Annotated in this window: 14 protein-coding genes, 1 tRNA gene and 1 riboswitch; of the genes, 4 read left to right on the forward strand and 11 right to left on the reverse strand. The window is 69.7% G+C overall.

Annotation, left to right across the window (positions count from 1 at the left end; genetic code table 11):
* Nucleotides 1-25 precede the first annotated feature (25 nt).
* From FBZ83_RS20145 to mgtE, 5 genes are all read right to left on the reverse strand, one after another.
* Nucleotides 26-469: a PaaI family thioesterase gene (locus FBZ83_RS20145; RefSeq protein ID WP_145687390.1), complete on the reverse strand. Its 444-nt coding sequence runs from the start codon at nt 467-469 to the stop codon at nt 26-28.
* A gap of 64 nt (nt 470-533) precedes the next feature.
* A complete protein-coding gene (locus tag FBZ83_RS20150; RefSeq protein ID WP_145687392.1) occupies nt 534-1,304 on the reverse strand; it encodes a thiazole synthase in 771 nt (256 codons plus the stop codon).
* A gap of 218 nt (nt 1,305-1,522) precedes the next feature.
* Nucleotides 1,523-1,732, reverse strand: a complete 210-nt coding sequence (gene thiS, locus FBZ83_RS20155) for a sulfur carrier protein ThiS (protein ID WP_145687394.1) — start codon at nt 1,730-1,732, stop codon at nt 1,523-1,525.
* Nucleotides 1,729-2,898, reverse strand: coding sequence for a glycine oxidase ThiO (gene thiO, locus FBZ83_RS20160; protein WP_145687396.1), 1,170 nt, complete (start codon nt 2,896-2,898; stop codon nt 1,729-1,731). Before thiO ends, thiS begins: the two co-directional genes overlap by 4 nt.
* A riboswitch (TPP riboswitch) is annotated at nt 2,890-2,993 on the reverse strand. (Overlaps the previous gene by 9 nt.)
* A 46-nt stretch (nt 2,994-3,039) precedes the next feature.
* Nucleotides 3,040-4,479 (reverse strand): magnesium transporter, encoded by a 1,440-nt coding sequence (gene mgtE, locus FBZ83_RS20165; protein ID WP_145687398.1) that lies wholly within the window; start codon nt 4,477-4,479, stop codon nt 3,040-3,042.
* Nucleotides 4,480-4,776: 297 nt separating this feature from the next.
* Here mgtE and FBZ83_RS20170 point away from each other — a divergent pair, with 297 nt between their 5' ends.
* Nucleotides 4,777-5,079, forward strand: coding sequence for an STAS domain-containing protein (locus FBZ83_RS20170; protein WP_145687400.1), 303 nt, complete (start codon nt 4,777-4,779; stop codon nt 5,077-5,079).
* Nucleotides 5,080-5,199: 120 nt separating this feature from the next.
* Here FBZ83_RS20170 and FBZ83_RS20175 read toward each other — a convergent pair.
* Nucleotides 5,200-5,286: transfer RNA gene (locus FBZ83_RS20175), tRNA-Leu, on the reverse strand.
* Nucleotides 5,287-5,411: 125 nt separating this feature from the next.
* On the opposite strand from FBZ83_RS20175, the gene lipB reads away from it, so the two are divergent.
* Nucleotides 5,412-6,140, forward strand: a complete 729-nt coding sequence (gene lipB, locus FBZ83_RS20180; RefSeq protein ID WP_145687402.1) for a lipoyl(octanoyl) transferase LipB — start codon at nt 5,412-5,414, stop codon at nt 6,138-6,140.
* A gap of 3 nt (nt 6,141-6,143) precedes the next feature.
* On the opposite strand, the gene FBZ83_RS20185 is transcribed toward lipB, so the two are convergent.
* Nucleotides 6,144-6,530, reverse strand: coding sequence for a hypothetical protein (locus FBZ83_RS20185; protein ID WP_145687405.1), 387 nt, complete (start codon nt 6,528-6,530; stop codon nt 6,144-6,146).
* A 311-nt stretch (nt 6,531-6,841) separates the two neighbouring features.
* Complete coding sequence (locus FBZ83_RS20190; protein ID WP_145687407.1) at nt 6,842-7,135, reverse strand: acylphosphatase; 294 nt, start codon at nt 7,133-7,135, stop codon at nt 6,842-6,844.
* Between the two features lie 236 nt (nt 7,136-7,371).
* On the opposite strand from FBZ83_RS20190, the gene FBZ83_RS20195 reads away from it, so the two are divergent.
* Nucleotides 7,372-8,235, forward strand: a complete 864-nt coding sequence (locus FBZ83_RS20195) for a DUF2189 domain-containing protein (protein ID WP_145687408.1) — start codon at nt 7,372-7,374, stop codon at nt 8,233-8,235.
* A gap of 10 nt (nt 8,236-8,245) precedes the next feature.
* Here the strand turns inward: FBZ83_RS20195 and FBZ83_RS20200 are convergent, their stop codons facing one another.
* From FBZ83_RS20200 to coxB, 3 genes are read right to left on the reverse strand one after another with little or no spacing between them, the layout of a single operon-like run.
* Nucleotides 8,246-8,605, reverse strand: coding sequence for a hypothetical protein (locus FBZ83_RS20200; protein WP_145687410.1), 360 nt, complete (start codon nt 8,603-8,605; stop codon nt 8,246-8,248).
* Nucleotides 8,606-8,613: 8 nt separating this feature from the next.
* Nucleotides 8,614-11,145, reverse strand: a complete 2,532-nt coding sequence (gene ctaD / locus FBZ83_RS20205) for a cytochrome c oxidase subunit I (RefSeq protein ID WP_145687412.1) — start codon at nt 11,143-11,145, stop codon at nt 8,614-8,616.
* Nucleotides 11,142-12,098 (reverse strand): cytochrome c oxidase subunit II, encoded by a 957-nt coding sequence (gene coxB, locus FBZ83_RS20210; RefSeq protein WP_247888388.1) that lies wholly within the window; start codon nt 12,096-12,098, stop codon nt 11,142-11,144. Before coxB ends, ctaD begins: the two co-directional genes overlap by 4 nt.
* A 219-nt stretch (nt 12,099-12,317) precedes the next feature.
* On the opposite strand from coxB, the gene FBZ83_RS20215 reads away from it, so the two are divergent.
* Nucleotides 12,318-13,457: a c-type cytochrome gene (locus FBZ83_RS20215; protein WP_145687417.1), complete on the forward strand. Its 1,140-nt coding sequence runs from the start codon at nt 12,318-12,320 to the stop codon at nt 13,455-13,457.
* The last annotated feature ends 110 nt before the right edge of the window (nt 13,458-13,567 follow it).

Raw genomic sequence — 13,567 nt, forward strand, 5'->3', positions numbered from 1 at the left:
GATCGGATGGAAGGGGATGGGCGGGTCAGGCGGTGGCTTGGCAGAACAGGGTCTGCTGCATGATGGCGCAGTCCTTCTCCACCCCGCCGTCGAGCATCGAAATCTCGACGCTGGTGACGGTCAGGGTGCGGCCCGGCTTCAACACGCGGGCGCGGGCGATCATCACCTCGCCCTTGGCCGGCGCCATCAGGTTGACCTTGAACTCCACCGCCAGGACCTCGCTGCCCGCCGGCATCAGCGTGTAGCCGGCGTAGCCCCCGGCGTTGTCGGCCAGCGTGCTGACCATGCCCGCGTGGAAAAAGCCGTGCTGCTGCGTCAGGTCGGTGCGGAACGGCAGGCGCATCTCGCAGAAGCCGGGCTCCAGCCGCGTCAGCTCGATCCCCAGCGTCTTGCAGATCGGCTGGCGCTCGAAGCCGGCGCGGCAGCGCGCCTCCCAGTCCGGATCGCGCGGTTCGAAGGTCTTGGGCACGTCTCGGGTCCCTCTGATCGTGTTCGGGGGGTTGAAATCGGACGGCCCCTACCCTGCGCCAGCCTTACGTTCCGATCAAGCCGAGCTGCGGGCTCGACGCCTCCGCGAAGGCGCGTTTCGGCATGCGCCCGGCCAGACGGGCCGCCCGCCCCGCCGCCACCGCGTCGCGCATCGCCGCCGCCATGCGCACCGGATCGCGCGCCTTCGACACCGCGGTGTTCAGCAGGACGGCGGCGCAGCCCAGCTCCATCGCCAGGGCGGCATCCGACGCCGTACCGATCCCGGCGTCCAGGACCACCGGCACCGGGCTGCGCGCGCAGATCGTCTCGATGGCGTGCGGGTTGCGGATGCCCAGCCCCGAGCCGATGAAGGCGCCCAGCGGCATCACCGCCGCAGCACCCAGGTCGGCGAGCTTGCGGCAGGTCACCGGATCGTCGTTGCAGTAGGGCAGAACGGTAAAGCCGTCGCCCACCAACTCCTCGGTCGCGCGCAGCAGTTCTTCCACATCGGGGTAGAGCAGTTCGCGGTCGCCGATGACCTCCAGCTTGATCCAGTCCACACCCAGCGCCTCGCGGGCGAGCTGCGCGGTCAGCACCGCCTCCTTGGCGGTCAGGCAGCCGGCGGTGTTGGGCAGCAGCCCCGCGCGGTCGCCGATGACGTCGACGAGGCTTTCCGAATAGCCGTCCAGGCTGATGCGGCGGATGGCCAGCGTGACCAGTTCGCTGCCGCTGGCCTCCAGCGCGTCGAGCATGACCTGCTGGTTCGGATAACCAGCGGTGCCGAGAAACAGGCGCGAGCGGAACTCGCGGCCCGCTATGGTGAGCGTGTCGTTCATGGGTGTTTCCTCGATGATTGATATCCCCTCTCCCGCCTCGGGAGAGGGGAGGGGCCCGCGCGAAGCGCGGGAAGGGTGAGGGTGCCGCCGAGGATCAGCGCCTTGATCCTTGCACGACCCTCACCCGCCCGCTGCGCGGGCACCCTCTCCCGGGACGGGAGAGGGATTGGGCGCCGCCTTTGCGGGAAAAACATCAAGGGACGTGGCGGGCGAGAGGTTCAGCCGCCTTGGACGGGCCGGATGATCTCCAGGGCGTCGCCCGCGGACAGGGCCGTCTCATCCCAGCGGCGGGACGGCAGGACGGCGCCATTGAGAGCGACGGCGACCCCGCGAGTCCCCGCGGCGATACCGCGGTCGGCCAGCAGGGCGGCGACGGTCGGAACGTTCAGCTCCTCCTCCCGCCCATTGACGCGGATGCGCGCGCTCATGCCGCGGCTCCCCTGGGCTGGGCGAAGCGGTCGAGCGCGAAGGGGAGGATCACCGGATCGCTTTCCCCGGTCAGGACCAGCCGCGCCACCGAATCCGCGGTGACCGGGGTCAGCAGGATGCCGTTGCGGTGGTGCCCGGTGGCGTAGACCAGCCCCTCCACCTCCGAGAGGCCGAGGATCGGGGCGTCGTCGCGGGTGCCGGGGCGGAAGCCGGCCCATGCCTCCTCGATGGGCAGTTCGGCGATGCCCGGCAGGGCGCGCCACGCCCCCTCCAGCAGGGCGAACTGGCCCCCGGCGGTCAGCCGGTCGTCGAAGCCGCGCTCCTCCGTCGTGGCGCCGACCAGCAGCCGCCCGTCCAGCCGCGGGATCAGGTAGGTGCCGGGCGTCCACACCACATGGCGCAGCAGCGGCAACCGGGCGTCCATGCGCAGGCAGAGCATCTGGCCCTTCACCGGGCGCACCGGCGGCCGCACCGCCGGGGACAGCCCGTCGATCCAGCCCGACCACGCCCCGGCGGCCAGAACCACCCGGTCGGCCTCGAACAGCCGGTCGCCGACCTGGACGCCAACGGCGCGACCACCACGGACCTCGATGCGGCCGATCTCTGCATACTCGTGCACCACGGCACCGGCCCGCAAAGCGGCGGCATGCAGGGCGGCGGCAACCTTGCGGTTGTCCACCTGATGGTCGCCGGCGCAGAACAGCGCACCGGCCACGCCCGGCTGGAGATAGGGCTCGCGCCGCCGCACCTCCGCCCCGCTCAGCCATTCCACCGGCAGGCCAAGCTTGGTCTGGAAGTCGTGCAGGAAGCGCACCTTGGCCGCGTCGTCGGCGTTCAGCGCGATGACCATCGTGCCTTCGCCGCGCAGGTCCACCGCCATGCCGGAAGCGGCCTCCAGCTCCGCCGCGAAGGCGGGCCACAGGTCCTGCGAGGCGCGGGTCAACGGCAGAAGGTTCTCTTCGCCGGGTTCGGTTTCCACGCAGGCGGCGAGCATGCCCCCCGCGGCGTGGCTGGCGCCCCGGCCGGCGGCGCCGCGGTCGAAGACCTCGACCCGGCAGCCGGCGGCGGCCAGCCTCCAGGCGATGGACAGGCCGATCACCCCGGCGCCGATCACGGCGACGGTGGGTTTTGCGGAATCAGAATGAAATAAGGGCGCGGATACCATGCGGCGGCTCCCTTCGCTGGCATTATCCAGACAGGTTCGATGGGTGTGATCTCAGCCGCGCGAGCGCATCCCGCACGGCACCCCAGCCAATGCCCGGATCATCCGGAAGAGAGCCGCCTTTGGCAAGTCCCTTTTCGTTGGTCACAACAACAAAAGCGACGCCAGCCCCAGGAAGGACAGGAAGCCGATGACGTCGGTCATGGTGGTCAGGAAGACCGAACTCGCCACCGCCGGATCGACGCCCATCCGGTCCAGCCCGATGGGAATCAGCACCCCGCACAGCCCGGCGACGAACAGGTTGATGACCATGGCGCAGCCGATGACGAGGCCGATCATCGGCTCGAACCACGTCGCGGCGATGGCCCCCACCAGCGTGGCGAAGACGGCGCCGTTGAGCAGACCGACCAGAACCTCCTTGCCCACCACGCGGGGCGCGTTGGAGGACGACAGCTCGCGCGTCGCCAGGGCGCGCACCGCCACGGTCAGCGTCTGGGTCCCGGCGTTGCCGCCCATCGAGGCGGTGATCGGCATCAGCACGGCCAGCGCCACGATCTGTTCGATGGTCGCCTCGAACAGCGAGATGACGCCCGCCGCCGCAAAGGCGGTGAACAGGTTCAGCCCCAGCCAGGAAATGCGCGAGCGCGAGGTTTCCAGCACCGAGCGGTAGATCGAGGTGTCGCCGACGCCGCCCAGCTTGCCGATGTCGTCCTCGGCCTCCTCGTCGATGATGTGGACCACGTCGTCGACGGTGATGACGCCGATCAGCCGCCCGCCGGCATCCACCACGGGGGCGGAGACCAGGGCGTATTGGCGGAACAGGTTCGCCACCTCCTCCTGGTCCATGGTGGCGGGGATGGTGTCCACCTCCTCCGTCACCAGATCGGCGATGCGGACGGACCGCTTCTGGCGCAGCAGGCGCGACAGCGGCACCGCCCCGACCACCCGGTGCATCGGATCGACGACGAAGATGTCGTAGAAGTCCTCCGGCAGCTCATCGGTGGTGGCGCGGACATAATCGATGGTCTTGCCCACCGTCCAGAACTGCGGGACCGCCACCAGATCGCGCTGCATCAGGCGGCCGGCGGTGTATTCGTCGTAGGTCAGGTTCTCCTGGACCAGCGCGCGGTCGGCGGCCGGCAGATTCTCCAGAACCTCGCGCCGGGTGTCCTCGTCCAGGTCCTCGATGACGTCGACGGCGTCGTCGGTGTCCAGCTCCGCGACGGCGGCGGCCAGCTCCTTCGGCTCGAACAGCTCGACGATCTCCTCGCGGAGATCGGGGTTGAGGTAGCTCAGCACCTCGCCGTCGAAGTCGGGGCGCAGGACGCCGACCAGCGCCTCGCGGTCGTCGTGGCCGAGCTGTTCGATCAGGTCGGCGATGTCGGCGGGGTGCAGCGTGTCCAGCTCGGCGCGCAGATCGTCGCGCCATCCGGCGTGCAGCCGTTCGACGATCTCCTCCACGAACTCCGGCTCAACACCGTAGGCGCGCTCCTCCTCGCCGTCCTCGCGGGGCGGGGCGGGGCGTTCGGCCGGGTGCGGCACATCGTCCTGGATACGATCCGGTTCCTGGCGGTCGGTGTGCATGGCGGCACCCTCCCTTTACGATGGCAATGCGGCGTGACGGCATGGTCCTGCGATCGGCCGACCATGGCGCACCGGCGTTTGCGGGTTGGTGGGGAGCCCTCGCGGAATCCCGCCGGGGCGCCCACCGAATATAGGTGTGCCGCTGTTTTGTCCAGCCCGGCGGACCGGTCCGGGCCCTCCGGCCTTGCGCGCAATTGCTTGCGCGGGCTTCACAATTCGTGCACCCATAATGCGCGCGGGGCTTTCCACCTCGCGCAGCCCGAGAAGAACCGACACCACCGGCCAGCGGATGTGACGATGGAGTACGCCTACACCGACATCGACGGTCAGGAGGGGATCATGCTGTCGGGGCGTTTCACCTACGACGACAGCCGCAAGTTCCACGACCTGCTGGCGGATTGGGACATCGGCGCGCGGCCCGAGGTGCGGCTGGACCTGCGTTATCTGACCTTTCTCGACTCCGCGGCAATCGGCATGCTGTTCGTCCTTGCCAACCGTTGCCGCGACGCCAAGGGTCTGGTGACGGTGCACAACGCGCAGCCCTACATCGTGCAGACCATGCGGCGCGTGGCGCTCGACCAGTATGTGGAGTTCCGCTGAGGCGGAGCGGCCCGAAAGAAACAGCCCTGATCCGGGCGGCCTGAAAACGAAAAAGCCCGCTGTGGTCCGATGGACCGGCGGGCTTTTCGTTTGTTTGCCTGATCCCCCGTTTCGGGGGGATGGTGCGGTCGAGAAGACTCGAACTTCCACGGCATCTCTGCCACAGCGACCTCAACGCTGCGCGTCTACCAATTCCGCCACGACCGCACAAGGCTGGTAGAACCGACGACAGGATCACTCCCGTCATCGGGTGGAGCGGGGGAATAGCAGATCCCCAACGACCGATCAAGCGGCGTCTCGCGTTTTTGCCAAAGAAAGTTCATAACGTCGGGATGACCGACCTCACCGCCCCCGTTCCGCCCGCCCCCGACGCCATCGGCGATGCCGTTCCCGCCCCGGCCAGGGCGGTGGAGTGGCGCATCAGCGACACGCCCGTCCCCTACCCCGACGCGCTGGCCGAGATGGAGGCGCGCGTCGAGGCCATCCGCGCCGGCACCGCGCCGGAGCTGGTCTGGCTGCTGGAGCACCCGCCCCTCTACACCGCCGGAACCAGCGCGCGGGAGGAAGACCTGCTGGAGCCGGGCCGCTTCCCCGTCTATCAGGCCGGGCGCGGCGGGCAGTTCACCTACCATGGGCCGGGGCAGCGCGTGGCCTATGTGATGCTCGACCTGAAGACGCGCGGCGCCGACATCCGCGCCTTCGTCCAGGATCTGGAGGAGTGGCTGATCCGCACGCTGGCCGCCTTCAACATCCGCGGCGAGCGGCGGGAGGGCCGCGTCGGCATCTGGGTGGACAAGGGACCTTACGGCGGCGCCCCCGGCCAGGAGGACAAGATCGCCGCGATCGGCGTGCGGGTGCGCCGCTGGGTCAGCTTCCATGGCGTCGCCCTGAACGTGGAGCCGGACCTGTCGCACTTCGCCGGCATCGTCCCATGCGGCATCAGCGAGCATGGGGTGACCTCCATCGTCGCGCTCGGCCATCTCGTCGCCATGGAGGATGTGGACGCCGCCCTGATCGCCAGCTTCGCGGAGGTCTTCGGCGGCGGGCCGGAAGGGGAATGAGCCCTACCGCTTCGGCGCCCCGGCGGGCTGCGCGTCGTTGAGGACGCGCAGATCCTCGTTGGTGATCGACACGATGGTGCAGCCGGTGCTGTCGCCGTTGCGGAACAGGTAGATCAGCTTGCGGTTCGCCTGCTTCTTCGGGTCGTGCAGGTTCAGGCCGTGACCGAAGGCGACGCCCAGGACCTCGCCTTTGAAAATGGCGCGGTAGCGCATGGGCATTTGCTCCCGGAACTGGCGGGAGGCGCAGGATTTGCTCAGTTCCTTCTCGAAGGTCCCGGCGTGCCGCCAGTCCTGGGTGGAGCGGATCGTCACCCATTGCGGCGGCAGCGGGAACTGGACGACCGGCGGCGACAGCGGCAGGTCGTAGCCGCCGGGCGGCACCGGCGGCATGTGCCCCGGCTCCGTCCGGTCAAGCGGCCCCTTGGCCCAGGCGGCTCCGGTTGCCAACACGCCGAGCGACAGGAGGGCGCCGCACAGGAGCCGAAGCGCTGATTTTGGCCTTTTGCCGCTCATCCCGACCCGAGTGCCCCCACCCTAACCCTCCCCCGCTTCGCAGGGGAGGGGACTGCCGCCGCTTCGCGATACACTCCCTCCCCTGCGATAGCGGGGGAGGGTCGGGGTGGGGGCAAGGCTAAACAGCCCCTCATCCACGCCCGACAGCCTAGCCCCGCCGGACTAACAGAACGCTAACCATCCCACCGTCACAGCGTCGGGCGCTGCTCGAAGACGCCCGGACCGGGATCGCGGGCGGGCTCGACGGCGATGTCGCTGACGATGGCGGCGGAGGGGCCGCGGCGGCAGGCCTCCAGCATGCGGTCCACGGCGTCCGCCGGGCCGGCGAACAGCGCCTCCACCGTGCCGTCGCCGCGGTTGCGCACCCAGCCGTCCAGCCCTAGCCGGTTCGCCGTCTCCACGGTCCAGCCGCGGTACCACACGCCCTGCACCTTGCCATGAATGCGGGCCAGCACGGCCTTGCGGTCTTCCTTATCCGCCATTCCCATCCCCGGTGTCGTTTCCATGAGGCGAAGGACAATAGGACAGGCGCCGGTTCCGGAAAAGCCGGCGCCCTCCCCTCCCCCAATGAACAGTGCCGCCAACCATTCGTCGGCGTATCATCCCTTGCATGGCGGGGCGCGGGATCTCCTGTGACCGCCGGGCCGCGACAGCGAAGGCCGCGACCGGGCACGGGCGGGCTCGCGTTCCCTGAACGAACGGTTCGGGAGGAACGGACATGACCATCCGAAACCCTGTGGAATGGGGAGCGGCCCATTTCAAATCCTGGTCCCACGGCCTGGCCGAGGCGGGTCACGCCATCGCCCCGCCGGCGGCGGAGCGGGCGGCGCTGGAGCCGACCGTGCGGCGCATCCGCAGCGACGATCTGCGTGACGCGCTGAGGAAGGGGCTCCATGACTTCATGGCCTGCCGCACCGACGTCCTGTTCATCGCCCTGATCTACCCGCTGGTCGGGCTGCTGCTGGCCGAGGTGGTCTTCGACCAGAACGCGCTGCACCTGCTGTTTCCGCTGGCCTCCGGCTTCGTGCTGATCGGCCCCTTCGCCGCGGTCGGCCTCTATGAGATGAGCCGCCGGCGCGAGCGGGGCGAGCACGTGTCCTGGGCGGACGCCTTCGGCGTGGCGCGCTCCCCGGCCTTCGGGGCGATCCTGGCGATGGGGGCGATCCTGACGGCGGTGTTCCTGCTGTGGCTGGTGGCGGCGCAGCTCATCTACATGGCGACTCTCGCCCCGCTGGCGCCGGAGGGCTGGAGCGCCTTCGTCCAAGCCCTGTTCACCACCCGCGCCGGCTGGAGCATGATCGTTCTCGGGATGGGTGTCGGCTTCCTGTTCGCCGTCCTGGTGCTGGCGATCAGCGTGGTCAGCTTCCCGCTCCTCATGGACCGCCGGGTCGGCGTGGCGACGGCCATCCGCACCTCCGTTCGTGCCACCCTGAGGAATCCCGAACCCATGGCGCTCTGGGGCCTGATCGTGGCGGGAGGGCTGCTGCTCGGCTCGCTGCCCGCCTTCGTCGGGCTGGTGATCGTCATGCCGGTGCTCGGCCACGCCACGTGGCACCTCTACCGGCGCCTGATTCCGGAGTGAGACGGCCGGGTTAGCCACAGGCCGGCACCTGCAGGGCGGGAAGCCCGTTCCACAGGATGGCAACCAGCGAACCCGCGGCGGCGAGCCCGGTGAACAGGCGGATGAAGCGGCGCGGGTCCTCGCTGGTCCGCCGGCCCGGCGCGGCGCCCCACAGCGCCGCCGCCAGCACGCCCGCGGCCAGCAGCAGAGCGACCGCCGTGGCGCCGAGGATCAGCACCACCGCGACGGGGTGGCCGTACAGTTCCACCCCGTCCCACTCGCGGGCGCAGATCAGCCCGTTGATGCCGTAGACCGCGGCGAAATGGACCGCCCAGATCAGGAAGGCCGACATCATCCCGGTGAAGGTCGCAGTGAACGCCGTCCTTTCCATGGTCCACCTCACACGGCCAGACGCGGAAACAGATGCACCAGCAGGAGGGACACGATCCCCTGCCCGCAGGTGTAGAGCCACACCAGCATCACATTGTCGAAGGTAACGCGGCGCCGCGCGTGCAGCCGCCCGGCGAAGGAGCGCGCCAGCGTGAAGCCGGTCATCAGGACCAGGATCACGACGTGGAAGACCTGCCAGGAGGCCAGCATGTAGACGATGGCGCCATAGGCGCTCTCCGACGCCACGAGGCCGCTGGCGATGCGGTTGTAGGGCTCTGCCACCGCGGCGGCCAGCATCAGCAGGAGACCGGCAAGCAGGAGGCCCCGCGTCGCCCAGGGGCGGTTGCCGGCCACGGCGCGGCTCGCCAGCAGCATCGCCCCCGCCGCCACGACCCAGAGCGCCGCTTCGCCGAACAGCCATCCCAGCCCCGGCAGGGCGTCGGTGCCCACCGGCCAGACGTCCGGGCTGACCGTCCACAGGAAGACGTAAGTGAAGCACAGGCAGGCGAAGGCCGTCCCGTCCACCAGCAACAGGACCGCCGTCCCCCACCAGGAATGGTTCTCCGATCCCTGGAGATAGACCGGCACCCGCCAGCCGCCGCCGACGTCCTGCGGCGGATGGTCGGCCCCCTTGTCCAGGCTCCACACCCACCAGAAGACCGAGGCGATGGCCAACACCCCCGGCACCAGCGACACCCAGTAGAGCTGCACCGCCAGACAGATGAAGTGGGCGGCGGTGAACAGCCCGGCGAGGAAGTGGCTCCAGTGTGGGCCGGGCATCGGCATCAGATACTGGGGCCGTGCCTCGATCGGGCTGGTCACGATGGTTTCACGCCGGCGGGTCGGGGCGCCGGGCAGGTAATGGGCGCCCTCCTGCACCTCACGCGACAGGCTCGGGTTGTCCCACAGCGGGTAGAGCGAGCGGACGTGCGGGATGCTGCGCGTGGCGTAATTGTCGTTCGGGATCCATTCCAGCGTCCCCGCCTTCCACGGATTCTCCGGCGCCGGGCGACCCCGGCCGAAGGCGTCGCGCGCCATGTCGATCAGCACCAGCAGGACGCCGAAGGCCATCACGAAGGCCCCGACGGTCGAGACCATGTTCAGGACGTTCCAGCCGAGATCGCCCGGGTAGGTGTAGACGCGCCGTGGCATGCCCATCAGGCCGCTGACATGCATGGGGAAGAAGGCGACGTTGAAGCCGATGAACATCATCCAGAAGGCCCAGCGCCCCAGCCGCTCCGACAGCATGGTGCCCTTCAGCGTCGGCCACCAGTGATACAGCCCGGCGAAGACCGGGAAGACCATGCCGCCGATCAGCACGTAATGCAGGTGCGCCACCACGAAGTAGCTGTCATGGGCCTGCCAGTCGAAGGGGATGACCGCCACCATCACGCCGGTCAGCCCGCCGGCCACGAAGATGAACAGGAAGCCCAGCAGGAACCACGTCGCCACCGTCCATTGCAGCCGCCCCTTGCCCAGCGTGGCGATCCAGGCGAAGACCTGGATGCCGGCGGGCACCGACACGGCCATGCTGGCGGCGGAAAAGAAGCTGAGGCTCAGCGGCGGGATGCCGGTGGCGAACATGTGGTGCACCCACAGGCCGAAGCTGAAGAAGCCCGTGCCGACCAGCGCCACCACCACCCAGTCGTGGCCGACCAGCGGCCGCTGCGCCAGCGCCGGCACCATCATCGACACCAGCCCCGCCGCCGGCAGGAAGATGATGTAGACCTCGGGATGGCCGAAGAACCAGAACAGGTGCTGCCAGAGCAGTGGGGCGCCGCCCCGCTCCGCGATGAAGAAGGGCCAGTCGAAGGCGCGCTCGATCTCCAGAAGCGCGGTCGCGACGATCACCGCCGGGAAGGCGAAGACGATCATCCCCGCCATGACCAGCATCGACCAGCAGTAGACCGGGATCTTGTCCAGCGTCATGCCGGGCGGCCGGGTGCGCAGGATGCCGACGATGATCTCGATGGCCCCGGCGATGGCCGATATCTCGATGAAGCCGATGCCGAGCAGCCAGAAATCGGCGTTGATGCCCGGCGAGAACTTCATGCTGGTCAGCGGCGGGTACATGAACCAGCCGCCGTCCGGCGCCACCTCGAAGATCAGCGAGCAGAAGAAGGCCAGCCCGCCGAACAGATAGGCCCAGAAGGCGAAGGCCGACAGCCGCGGAAAGGGCAGGTCGCGCGCCGCCAGCATGGAGGGCAGCAGGAAGACGCCGATGGCCTCGACGATGGGCACGGCGAACAGGAACATCATGCCTGTGCCGTGCACGGTGAAGAACTGGTTGTAGAGGCTGTGCCCCAGCACGTCGTTCTCCGGCACGGCGAGCTGCGTCCGCATGACCAGCGCCAGCGTGCCCGAGATGACGAAGAACAGCAGCGCCGTGGCGATGTACATCACCCCGATGATGTTGTTGTTCACCTCCTTCAGCAGGCCGAGGCCGGAGGTCGGCTTCCAGGCGCGCTTCAGCGCCTCCAGCTCCTCCTTCGGGCGCGGCAGGCGGTTGGGCAGGGCGGCATCGTCGAGCGGCGGGGTCATTTCAGGCTCTCCAGCCAGACGGCGATGGCGTGCAGATCGTCGCCGCCCAGGATCGGGAAGGACGGCATGCGGTTCTCCGGCTTGATGTGCTGCGCCCCGGCGATCCAGCCGGCCAGGGCCTCCGGCGTGTTGGGCAGCGTCCCGGCGGCCAGAGCACCGCGCCCGCCGACATGGGTCAGGTCCGGCCCGGCCGCCCCGTTGGCCGGCGTCCCGCGCACCGTGTGGCAGGACCCGCAGCCGGCACGCAGGAAGGCGTCGCGCCCGGCGGTCTGCTGCGGCCCTTCAGGTTCGGCGGCGGGGCGGCGCTCGGCGGCCAGCCATTCCTCGAAGCGGTCGGGCGGCTCCACCACCACGTCGAAGGCCATCAGCGCGTGCTGGGCGCCGCAGTATTCGGCGCACTGGCCGCGGTAGGTGCCGGGCCGCTCCCCGACCAGGATCAGCCGGTTCTCGTGGCCGGGGATCATGTCCATCTTGCCGCCCAGGCTGGGCACCCAGAAGCTGTGGATGACGTCCGCCGCGGTCACCACCACCTCCACCGGCCGCCCGGCCGGGATGACGAGGCGGTTGGCGGTGCGCAGAACCTCACCCCCCTCCACCCTCACGTCGGGATAGCGGACCTCCCACCACCACATATAGCCGGTGACCTCGATGCGCAGCGGCTCCACCCCGCCGGTGTCCGACAATTGCCGGGCCACGGCGAACTCGTAGACCTGAAGCGCGGTCAGCGTGACGATGGGAAAGACGAGGCCGCCGCCGATGATCCAGGCGCGGCCTCCGGGAAAGCGTTCCGGCCGGGCGATGACGGCGTACCCCGCCAGCGCCATGACGAAAAGGAAGATGACCCCGCCCCCGGCGACCAGAATCAGCGTCAGGTCGAGGATCGCCTCGGCGTTGCGTCCGGCGGGGTGGAGCGCGGATTGCGGCCCCCGCTCGCAGGCCGCCAGGAGCCCCATTCCGCCAGCCAGGGCCGCCCCCCGCCAATTCCGTCTGCGTCCCTCGCTGCGGCCAGACCTGCGGTCCATGCACCCCCCTCGCGGCGTTGGCCCGCGGCGGCGGGCGTCGTCGTTGCACGGCTAAACTCACGGCAAGGCCGCAGGTTCCGCCGGAACTTCGGTCGGCGGGGGAGCATTCACTCGGGGACGAACACCAACAACCGGCGGAGCGTCCCATCCATGCGCAGAGTTCTGACGATCATCGGGCTGGTTCTGGGCGCCCAAGCGGTGGGGGGCTTCCTGTTCGCCTGGTCGGGGCTCTACAGCATCGCCGCCAGCAAGGAACACTGGCCGCCGGTCCACTGGTTCTTCAGCATGGCGATGCGCAGCTCCATCGAGACGCACGCCGCTTTCGTGAGCGATCCGCCCGACCTGGACGACCCGGCGCTGATCCGGCGCGGCGCCGGCCATTACGAGGACGGCTGCGCCCCCTGCCACGGCGCGCCCGACGTCGGGCGCAACCCGATCTCGCGCCACATGCTGCCCGCCCCGCCCTTCCTGCCGGGCCATGCCGGGGACTGGACGGACAAGCAGCTCTACTGGATCACCTACAACGGCATCAAATACGCCGGCATGCCCGCCTGGCCGGCGCAGGCGCGCGACGACGAGCCCTGGGCGGTGGCCGCTTTCCTGCGCCGGCTCGACGGCATGAGCGCCGAGGAGTACCGCCGCCTCGCCTTCGGGGAGACGACGCCGGACGGCGACCGCTCGGCGCTGAGTGACTTGGCGATGCTGGACGGTTCCGCCCGCGAGGTGCTGGACAACTGCGCGCGCTGCCACGGCTATGACGGCGCCGGGGGCGGCCCCGGAGACAGCGCCTCCGCCTTCCCCCGCCTGTCGGACCAGAACGCCGCGTATCTCTTCCACGCGCTGAAGGCCTACGCCGAGGGCGGGCGGCACAGCGGCATCATGCAGCCGGTGGCCGCCGGGCTGGACGAGCCGATCCTGCGAACCCTGGCCGACCACTATGCAAGGCAGAGGGCGCCCTACCCGCCGCCGCCCGCCGACGCCGATCCGGCCCTGCTGGCGCTGGGCGCACGGCTGGCCGAGTCCGGCGACCGCGACACCGGCGTGCCGGCCTGCTCCGGTTGCCATGGCGAGGACCGCGACCCGCGCTACCCCCGCCTCGACGGGCAGCACGCGAGCTACATCGCCGACCAGCTCCGTCTCTGGCAGAGGGACGCGCACGGCGACACACCGCTGTCCAGGATCATGGGCGCCGCCGTGCGCAACCTGACGGAGGAGCAGATCCGCGCCCTGTCGCTGCACTACGCGCAGAGCCGACCGCGGGAGACGGCGGGCGAGGACAGCGCGCGCTGAGCCCCGGCCATCCATGGCCGAGCGCCCTATTTCACAAACCGAAAAAGTGGCATGTCCATTTTCACAGATTCAATTCACTTTCCGCCTTGACCGAATGCCCACTCTCATTG

The organism is Azospirillum brasilense, from assembly GCF_007827815.1.
Lineage (GTDB): Bacteria > Pseudomonadota > Alphaproteobacteria > Azospirillales > Azospirillaceae > Azospirillum > Azospirillum brasilense_C.